This is a genomic window from Bradyrhizobium sp. UFLA05-109, from assembly GCF_054185165.1.
Window position 1 is genome coordinate 21634 of record NZ_JBBIAR010000097.1, and the last position, 8440, is coordinate 30073.

Genomic DNA, 8440 nt, shown 5'->3' on the forward strand with positions numbered 1-8440 from the left:
GATTGAAGCCGGCGTTAGGCCTCCAGATGGTAACCGATCTGGTTAAAGGCCTCGACGGTCGAATTGACTATGCCTTCGGAACGCAATTTTCGTCTTGTCTCTTGGTGTTTCCATTGACCGCGCAGGAGCGACGGGCTAACCGCGCCGTCGCGACGCGACGCGCCAGAAGCTTGCTGAAATGCAAGGCCATGCCACCGCAATGGCCGCTGGCGGCACCCGCCCGGTCTGCCCGCGCGCGAAATATCCCGGAAGCCGTCAGGGCTGCCGCGGCTCCGCTTCGGAGCCAAATGAAGCGTGTAGCCGGTTGACCGCCTGACGCCGGAGATATCGCCATGCGCCAGCACCCCTCGTTCCTCGTCCGGCACGCCGCGCTCGTGTTTGCCGCGAGGACCTTCGCAGCGGCGATGCTGGCATTTTCGATGGCCCTTCTGCTGGAGATGCCGCGTCCCTACTGGGCGATGGCATCGGTCTACATCACCTCCAACCTGCTAAGCGGGGCAACCTACTCCAAGGCGGTCTATCGCATTTTGGGAACGCTGATCGGCGCTGCAGCGACGATCGTGCTGGTGCCGAACCTCGTGGATGCGCCCGAAATGCTCAGCCTCAGCATCGCGCTGTGGGTCGGCATTTGCCTGTACCTCTCGCTGAGCGACGGCACGCCGCGCAGCTACGTGTTCATGCTGGCCGGCTATACCGTGGCGCTGCTCGGCTTTCCGATCGTGTCAACGCCTCAATTGACTTTCGAGCTTGTGACTGCTCGCGTCGAGGAAATCACCCTCGGGATCATCTGCGCAAGCATTTTTGCGATGATCGTGCTGCCGCGCAGTGTCGCCTCTGCAATCAAGGAGCAAGCGGCCGCCTGGCTCGACGGCGCCCGCCGGCTTGGCGTCGATGTTCTGAGCGGCCGTGGCAGCAATCAGGAGCGCGACAACGAACGTATGCACCTCGCCGCCGGAGCGTCCGAAATTGACCAGCTCAGCCGGCATCTCGACTACGAGGTCGCGACTTCGGCAAATGTGACGCGAGGCCTGGCGCTCCTCCGGCAGCACATGTTGTCGCTGCTTCCGCTGCTCGGATCGATCGAGGATCGGAAGCTCTCACTCGATCCGGATGCAGAGGCGTCGGCGCGGATTGCCGGAATCTGCACAAGGACCGCGCAATGGCTCGAAGCAGGCAGTCAGGATGGACAGGAAGCCGATGCGTTGCGGGCGGAGCTCGATGAAGTCCGGCCTGTGCTGGACGCGGACGCCGGCTGGATCGACATCAGGGTCACAGGGCTTGTTGTCCGGCTCCGCGAGCTTGTGGATGTAATGCAGGATTGCCGCCTTCTGCGCGGGGCGATTGCCGATGGTCGCAATCCGGACCAAGTTCCGCTCGCCTTCACTTCTGGCGCATTGACTTCCGCCGTTCTGCACCGGGACTGTGTGTCCGCGCTGCTGACGGCCACATCTGTGGCCATTTCCGTGTTGGCTTGCTGCGGGTTCTGGATCGCGACCGGCTGGACCGACGGCGCGGCCGCTCCGCTTTTCGCCGCCGTCGTCGGCAGCTTCCTCGCCGGCGCGGACGATCCCCTTCCGACATTCCGCAACTTCTACGCGGTAATCCTCGCAGTCATCGTGGTGAACGGCATCTACACGTTTGGGGTGTTACCGCGGATCACGACGCTCGAAATGTTGATTGCCGCGCTTATGCCGGCCTTCCTGCTGTTCGGCTGGATGGCGGCGCGACCCGCGACCGCGCGCGTCGGCTCCATGCTCGCCATCTTCACCTCCGTGCAATTGGCGCTCACTTCATCCTACTCGGCCGATTTCTCTTCCTTTGCCAACGTTAGCATAGCGCAGATGCTGGGCGTTGGACTCACAGGCACAGTCTGCGGCATCGTTCGCTTGTTTGGAGCCGAGTGGATTGCAAGCCGATTGTTGCGAAGCAATTGGCGGACGCTCGCGGCGGTGGCCGAACGCAAGTTGCACCAGGATCGTGCCGCGATCGTAAGTCTCATGCAGCATCGCCTCGCTTTGCTTGCCTCGCGCATTGCGGTGGTTCCTGCAGAGGCACTAAGCGGCGCCGCCAATCTTAGACAACTTCGGACGGCCTTGAGCATCATTGACGTCAGGCGGGCAAGCTCTGACTTGTCACGCCGGACAAGGGCGATGATCGAGGCATTCCTCGCTCATTTTGCTTTGGTTTGCAGAACCAACGCCGTGAGCCCACTTCCGGATGACCTGCGGGGGCAGCTCGATACTTCGATCGCACTCGCGTTGCAGGAATCGACCGGCGAGGCCCGCGATCAGACGCTCGTTGGACTTGCTGGGATTCGCGCCGGGCTTTTTCCGGAAGCCACGACATATCGACCACGAGAAGTCGAACACGGGACGATTGCCGCATGAAGTATGAGCTTGATTTTTTCGGCGTAATCGTTCCGAGCCTCGTGCTCTGGAGCGTGCTTGCCTATTTCCTCGCGGGCGCCGTGCGTAAGCTCATGGCGCGGACCGACCTCTACCGCCATGTCTGGCATCCCGCACTGTTCGATTTCGCGATCTATGTCTGCTTCCTCACCGGCCTGGTCTTCGCTTCCAAGGAGTTCCTGTCATGAACGCCCTTCTGACTGCATTGCGTCGCTTCGCGCTCACCTGCCTCATGGCCGCGATCGCGCTGTGGGCCAGTTACAAGCTGTGGGACTATTATTTTGACGACCCGTGGACGCGCGACGGCCACGTTCGAGCCGATGTGGTGCCCGTTGCTCCTGACGTGTCTGGCTTCGTCACAGAAGTGCTCGTCAAGGATAACCAACATGTCCGGCGCGGGGACGTACTGTTCCGGCTCGGCCGGGAGCGGCGTGAAATCGCGGTGAAGCAGGGCGAGGCGGTGCTGTTGAGCAAACGCGCTATGCTGGATGAGGCCAACGCCGACCTGAAGCGCTACAGCGCGCTGACGCCTGGTGTCGTTGTCTCCACCCAGAAGATGGACCAGGTCACTGCCACCCAGGGCTCGGCCCAGGGCGCCCTTGACCAGGCAGAAGCAGACCTTGCTCTTGCCAAATTCAACCTCGAGCGCAGCGATGTGCGCGCCTCGGTCAATGGCGTAGTCACCAATATGGAGCTTCGTCCGGGGACCTATCTCGACCCCGGCAAGGCAGTGATGGCGCTGCTCGATTCGGACACGCTGCGCATCGAAGGCTATTTCGAGGAAAACAAGCTACGACGTATCCATCTCGGCGACCCCGTCAACGTGCGTCTGCTAGGCAGTGATCACACGCTCCGCGGAAGGGTGGAGAGCATCGCGGCAGGTATCGAAGATCGGGATCGTAGCGAGGGCGCGACCCTTCTCGCCAACGTCAATCCGACCTTCAATTGGGTGCGCCTAGCGCAGCGCATTCCCGTCCGCGTCACGCTCGACCACGCATCCGAGCGCGATGAACTTGTCGCTGGAACGACCGCAACTGTGGAGGTGCTGGGTGGCGATCGACGCCTAACTCACGCCAGCAGCAACCAATTGTACGGGTTCAGAACTTCGCACCCCGTTCATTCCGTCGAATCGAAATCGGCCTCCCGGGCATTTAGCATCGCGGCAAGGGTGAGCAGCCCGGCATCCAACTGATCCATGGTCGGAGCTGCTAAGGCCAGTCTCACGGCGTTCGGCGCATGGCCCGGCGTGGCGGCAAACGTCGTTGACGGTGTCAAGGCGATGTCGCGTCTGGCCGCAGCCGCAACGAAAGATTGGGACCGCCAATGCGGGGGCAGCGTCAACCACAAATGATAGCATTTTTCATTGGTTTGGATTTCGAAGTCGGAAAGATGACGCATCGCAATTTTCTGCCGTGCTCGTGCATCGAGGCGCTTGAGCTTCGTAAGTTCGGCGACCGTTCCGTCACCTATCAGCCGCTCCGCTGCCGCAAACGCAAACCCCGATGCGGTCCACCCGCCCGAGCGCACTGAAGTCATAATGCTTTCGCGCAGCCGCTGCGGGGGAACGATGAACCCGAGCGTCAGGCCCGGCGCGACCTTCTTGGACAGACTATCGATTACAATACAGAAATCCGGCGCGAGCGCGGCAAGGGGCGGCTCCTCGCCCAAGAAGCCGTAGACATTGTCTTCAATGACTGGGAGGTTGAGCTTCTCCACGACACGAACGAGATCCGTGCGGCGCGCCGGGGGCATGGTTATCCCCAACGGGTTCTGGACCAAAGGCTGGATGTAAATGGCCGAGAGAGGGGACTCACGGTGTGCCTTTTGTACCGAGTCAGGCCGAACGCCGCTTTCGTCCATCGCGAGCGGTACCAATGAAATACCCAGCCGAGCTGCGATGCCTTTGATGAAGGGATAGGTCAAGGCCTCCACGCCGCAGCGGCCGCCTGTGGGAACAACAGCGGCAAGCGCCGCGGCAATGCTTTGCCGTCCATTCCCGGTGAAGACGAGTTGCTCTGGCGTAGGGGACCATTCGCCCTGGGACAAATACTTGGCTGCAACGCTTCGCACTGCGGACGTGGCGACGCTAGTAGCCAATTTTAACGCAGCATCGAGCGCCGCCGGCTTGTCCAGACCCTCCAGACTTTTTGAGATGAGCGCGGTTTGACCGGGAAGCGTCGGATAGTTGAACTCAAAGTCGATCCGGATGCCGCGAGGCTCGCTTGCTGCAGCGGCGCCGCGCTTGGCATCGCCCGAGACGAACGTGCCCCGCCCCACCTCACCGACGATGAGGCCGCGGCGTAAGAGCTCTGCGTACACTCGGCTCGCCGTCGAGACCGCGATCTTGCGCTCGTAGGCAAAATTGCGGTGTGGCGGCAGGCGGTCGCCTGATTTGAGGGTGCCGTTGGCGATTTCAGCGGCAACAGCGTCAGCCAACTTCAGATATTCGGACCTGGACATTCTTGTACCGAGTGCAATGTTTATTGTTCCGAGATCAATGTTTGCATTGTACCGAGTATCGTATCAGAACATTATCTTCCCACAAGCTGATTGTACCGGAATCAAACGAGGATTTTGCGCTCGAGGACCAACGGCACGCTCGAAAGAGCGTCGCACCGACGGATGAAGCATTGGCCCAAGAGCAGCCATTGGAGGTCGAAATGTCTGCATCCCTTGCAACACCCATGGAGCTGACGGTCGCGACAGTCCTGATCGCTTTTGCAGGTGTGTTCCTGATCAGCTTCATGAGAGGAGCGTTTGGTGGCGGATTCGCTATCATCGGCATCCCGCTGTTGTCGTTGGTCATGGATCCGGTCACGGCCGGGGGCCTGCTCGCGCCGTTGTTCATCGCGATGGATCTGTTCGCGCTGCGCTATTGGAAGCCCTCGACGTGGTCGAGGCCGGATCTCGTGCTGCTTCTGCCGGGGCTCGTAGCGGGCATCGGCCTCGGCTATCTGCTGTTCCGCTTCCTCGATCACCGTGCCATCGCCATCGTGATGGCGGTGATGACCCTGATCTTCGTCGGCCTATGGCTTGTTGCAGGAGCAAAGGTAATCGTCCGTCCGCGTTCGACGCCGAAGGCGATCACTGCTGGTCTGGCCTCGGGAGTTACCACCATGGTGGCACACTCGGGCGGACCGCCGCTCGCGATGTATCTGCTGCCGCTCGGCCTTAGCAAAGACATCTATGCGGGAACGACAAGTATGTTCTTCACCGTTGGCAACGCGATCAAGGCCGTGCCGTGGCTGCTGCTCGTAAGACCGACTGGCGATGTCTGGATCTTGATGGCGATTTGCCTGTTCGCGATTCCAGCCGGCGTATGGCTCGGCTGGCGGCTTAACGGCTCGCTGGACCAACGTCAGATCTATCGCGTCTGCTACGGATTGTTGGTCGTGACGGCGTTGAAGTTGTTGTGGGACGGGGCCTCAGGCTACCTCGCCTAATGGACCAAGCTTATCCGCGTTGTTTTCGTCCACAGAGCTCCCTCGATTCCGTTGTCTTGCGGCGACTTCGGTGAGCCAACTCAGATCGCAACCTAGTTACGTCTTTCAGGAGCGTGTCATGCCTATTTCGCGAGAACTATCGGCCGCCGTCGGCCGAGATGTTCCACAGGCTGACTGTGACTCTTTGGAGCGCCAGAGTCCCGCGAGGTTGCTCATATCTTCGGAAAATCGAGGCTGGTCAGGCCTGTCGGCCGAGTTGCGATCGTACGGCAAGGGCACAATTCCCTGGGAGTGTCCGCAGTCCGACATTCGCATCTGTGTCGACATCCACGGCAGTGGATCACTCGTAACGCGGCGGGCCTCGGGGATTGAAGATCGGACCGTCACACAGCGCGGTACAGTTTGGCTGAGTCCCGCTGGTTGGCAGGACGGTTCAATCGACATCGCCGATGATCTACCTGAGATCGTGCATATCTATCTTGCACCAAGCCAGCTCTTGCCGACAGCGCTTGGAGTCGACACCGGGGATCTGTCGGCCAGTGCGTTGAGATACGAGACTGCTTTCGAAGATCCGCTGCTTGGCGAAATCGCAAGGGCCATTGCGTCGGAACTACATACTGAAACCTCTTCTGGCAAGCTGATGGTAGAGTCTCTCGCCAACAGTATGACAGCAAGACTGCTTCAACACCATAACAGTACACCAGCCACCAAATCCGTCCCCTCTCCAGCAAAGGGAGGGCTTGATCGACGCAGACTTCTCCGTGTTATGGACTACATAGAAACGAACCTCGAACACAATCTTACGCTTGATAGCATGGCATCGATTGCGTGCCTGAGCCTGCAGCACTTTGCGCGTGCCTTCAGGCAGGCCACCGGGCAACCGCCGCACCGTTTCGTAAGCGTTAGGCGCCTCGAGCGGGCGAAAGCTCTCTTGACAAGCTGCGAACGGCCGATCGTCGACATTGCGCTGTCGCTGGGTTTTTCTAGCCAAGCCAATTTCACGCGAGCCTTTCGGCAGGCGACAGGTCAGGCACCGGGCCAATATCGTCAGGCGGCCAGATCTCAACTGTCGCAATTCTCGCTGACGAAGTGACGCGATCCTTTTCCGATTTCGGCGCGAAGGTGCATCAATCTTCCGAGGCTGCGCGCGACGACGACGTCGCGCGTCTGCGGCAAGAACTTGATCTCACCCTTGCCGACCGTCTTCTTCCGTTCGGCAACGCGCTTCCTGAACAGGAAGATGTCGCTTTGCGGATGACGCTTGGAAATACCGAGCGCGCAGACCATCTGTGTACCGTCGTTGTGTACCGACGGTCGTCCGGAAAAAGCCCTAAGTCTCCTTTCGGATCATAAAGGGTCGCTGCTTTTCGGCTGCTTTCGAGTGTGCTGGCGGAGAGGGAGCGATTTTAGGGCGTCATCTTCCATTTTTTGCTGGCGCGTTCATCTCGCCGGTGGCAGATTTTGAGGATCACGGTGCTCCACCGTGGTGCTCCACCGCAAAAATCCGGCGGTTCGAGAAAAGCCTGTATTTGAAGGACTTCTGCGCTGTCAAAAATGGATGGCGGAGAGAGTGGGCTTCTTCGCCGAGTGCTCAAAGACCTTGATGGCTTACGACCGGTTTCTGTCTGCGCTGTTCCCTTCGACGATCGAGAGCCGAGATGCGCGGGTGCCGACCAACAAGCGTCCTGATGTTTCCACACCCAAAGCGCCCGAGTGTGATCAAGCCTAGGGATCAACTGGCATCCGCAGTTAAAACTGCCGATCGCGCATCTCGTCGAACTCCGCGCGGCAGGCTTCGCCGAAATTGCGCAATAGGTCGATGTTTCCGCTTTTGACCATATCACGCAGCTCAATGAAGCTCTTGTCCGGTTGAAGATAGGTATCCATGATCGTCTGAGCGACGTGCTCAGCGCTTTGCACTACGGGCGTGGAGGACAGTATTCGCATCCGATTGACGTTTGCGTAGAGGGCGACGAGACCAGGAACGCTATTATCTGCCTCGTGGTGCCGTAGAGCATCGATGTGACATCTCGAAGCCTCCTCGATGAAATCCCTATACAACATCTGTCGTCGGTTCTTCTGACGAAGAATCCATTGCGAACGGACCTGACTCCGCTGGTTCAGCCAACTGACAACGCCCGTCGTCAAGCTGCCAACAGTTGCGCCAGTGAGGGCCGCGAATGCAGAGATGATAGAAGTGTCCACAGGTTCTTCCCTCAGTGAAGCGTAATTGATGCGGCGGCCCGCGACCACTCAGGTCGCAAGCCGCGTGCAGCAACAATCGGCATTTCGTCCTTTTTGGTGTGGCCCGAACCGGTCAACGATCGGTACGGAGCTTTGACGCGTTTGGTAGGGAGCTATCCGATCTTTTCCGTTTGAATGGCCACCTGCACCTGTCCGGTACCGGGAAGCGATTCATGGTTCGGTTGTCCTCGGCAAAGATGAAGACACTGCTGCCGCCTAGCTTTGGAAGAATGCCAAGAGGTCGGCGTTGATGGTGGCCGCCTCGGTCGTCGGCATGCCGTGCGGGAAGCCCTTGTAGGTCTTCAGCGCACCATTCCTCAGCAGCTTTGCAGACAATGGACCGGAGTC

Annotated in this window: 10 protein-coding genes and 1 pseudogene; 6 read left to right on the forward strand and 5 right to left on the reverse strand. The window is 59.7% G+C overall.

Going from position 1 to position 8440, the window contains the following annotated elements; translation table 11 throughout:
• Nucleotides 1-14: 14 nt before the first annotated feature.
• Complete coding sequence (locus Q3C01_RS41185) at nt 15-365, reverse strand: hypothetical protein (protein WP_458151067.1); 351 nt, start codon at nt 363-365, stop codon at nt 15-17.
• On the opposite strand from Q3C01_RS41185, the gene Q3C01_RS41190 reads away from it, so the two are divergent.
• From Q3C01_RS41190 to Q3C01_RS41200, 3 genes are read left to right on the forward strand one after another with little or no spacing between them, the layout of a single operon-like run.
• Nucleotides 333-2387, forward strand: coding sequence for an FUSC family protein (locus Q3C01_RS41190; protein WP_458151056.1), 2055 nt, complete (start codon nt 333-335; stop codon nt 2385-2387). The genes Q3C01_RS41185 and Q3C01_RS41190 overlap by 33 nt on opposite strands.
• On the forward strand, nt 2384-2593 hold the full coding sequence (locus Q3C01_RS41195) for a DUF1656 domain-containing protein (protein ID WP_458151057.1): 210 nt from the start codon (nt 2384-2386) through the stop codon (nt 2591-2593). Before Q3C01_RS41190 ends, Q3C01_RS41195 begins: the two co-directional genes overlap by 4 nt.
• The gene (locus Q3C01_RS41200; protein ID WP_458151058.1) at nt 2590-3597 is read left to right on the forward strand and encodes an efflux RND transporter periplasmic adaptor subunit; all 1008 of its coding nucleotides are present in this window, start codon (nt 2590-2592) and stop codon (nt 3595-3597) included. Before Q3C01_RS41195 ends, Q3C01_RS41200 begins: the two co-directional genes overlap by 4 nt.
• Here Q3C01_RS41200 and Q3C01_RS41205 read toward each other — a convergent pair.
• Nucleotides 3522-4865 (reverse strand): aminotransferase-like domain-containing protein, encoded by a 1344-nt coding sequence (locus tag Q3C01_RS41205; protein ID WP_458151059.1) that lies wholly within the window; start codon nt 4863-4865, stop codon nt 3522-3524. The genes Q3C01_RS41200 and Q3C01_RS41205 overlap by 76 nt on opposite strands.
• Nucleotides 4866-5089: 224 nt before the next feature.
• Here Q3C01_RS41205 and Q3C01_RS41210 point away from each other — a divergent pair, with 224 nt between their 5' ends.
• A complete protein-coding gene (locus Q3C01_RS41210; RefSeq protein WP_458151065.1) occupies nt 5090-5848 on the forward strand; it encodes a sulfite exporter TauE/SafE family protein in 759 nt (252 codons plus the stop codon).
• A gap of 118 nt (nt 5849-5966) precedes the next feature.
• Entirely contained in the window at nt 5967-6941 is a 975-nt protein-coding gene (locus tag Q3C01_RS41215; RefSeq protein WP_458151060.1) for a helix-turn-helix domain-containing protein, read from the forward strand.
• On the opposite strand, the gene Q3C01_RS41220 is transcribed toward Q3C01_RS41215, so the two are convergent.
• Nucleotides 6911-7135 (reverse strand): hypothetical protein, encoded by a 225-nt coding sequence (locus tag Q3C01_RS41220; protein ID WP_458151061.1) that lies wholly within the window; start codon nt 7133-7135, stop codon nt 6911-6913. The two genes, Q3C01_RS41215 and Q3C01_RS41220, sit on opposite strands and share 31 nt — an antisense overlap.
• A 196-nt stretch (nt 7136-7331) precedes the next feature.
• On the opposite strand from Q3C01_RS41220, the gene Q3C01_RS41225 reads away from it, so the two are divergent.
• Nucleotides 7332-7577, forward strand: coding sequence for a hypothetical protein (locus Q3C01_RS41225; protein ID WP_458151062.1), 246 nt, complete (start codon nt 7332-7334; stop codon nt 7575-7577).
• Nucleotides 7578-7597: 20 nt separating this feature from the next.
• On the opposite strand, the gene Q3C01_RS41230 is transcribed toward Q3C01_RS41225, so the two are convergent.
• A complete protein-coding gene (locus tag Q3C01_RS41230) occupies nt 7598-8053 on the reverse strand; it encodes a hypothetical protein (RefSeq protein WP_458151063.1) in 456 nt (151 codons plus the stop codon).
• A 255-nt stretch (nt 8054-8308) separates the two neighbouring features.
• Nucleotides 8309-8440, reverse strand: a pseudogene (locus Q3C01_RS41235) (alpha/beta fold hydrolase); the annotation flags it as partial.